This window comes from Acinetobacter sp. KAM396 (genome assembly GCF_021602765.1).
Classification (GTDB): Bacteria; Pseudomonadota; Gammaproteobacteria; order Pseudomonadales; family Moraxellaceae; genus Acinetobacter; species Acinetobacter towneri_A.
In genome coordinates this window covers 1-436 of the sequence record NZ_BPPH01000114.1, presented here as the reverse complement: position 1 = coordinate 436, position 436 = coordinate 1, and the positions used below count along the sequence as shown (strand labels likewise).

The following is a 436-nucleotide window of genomic DNA, read 5'->3' as shown; positions in this document are numbered from 1 at the left end:
TATTCTCAATCAAAAATACGAGCATGAACTGGCGCTGTTTAAACAGCATAAATTCGGCAGTAAAAACGAACATCTCACCGCAAAACAAATCCATCTGTGGGATGAGGCGGTTGAAGAAGATATCGCAGCCGTTGATCTGGAATTAGAACGATTAAATGCAGATAAAACCGATGCAGCGACACAGAAAGCCAAAACCAATAAACCTAAACGTCGACCACTGCCAGATCATCTACACACCATCCGTATTGAGCATGAACCTGCATCAACCCAATGTGCTTGTGGCTGCCAACTCCGTCGTATCGGCGAAGATGTCAGTGAAAAACTACATTTCAGACCGGCACAGTTCTATAAGGAACAGCATGTGCGTGGTAAATGGGTCTGTGATCAGTGTGACACTCTGACTCAGCAAGCGATGCCCGCCTATGTGATTGATAAA

1 protein-coding gene is annotated in these 436 nt (G+C 45.0%); it reads left to right on the top strand.

The features are described 5' to 3' along the window. The coding region (locus L6C30_RS14765; RefSeq protein WP_236163341.1) for an IS66 family transposase zinc-finger binding domain-containing protein at nt 1–436 on the top strand (436 nt) is incomplete at both ends.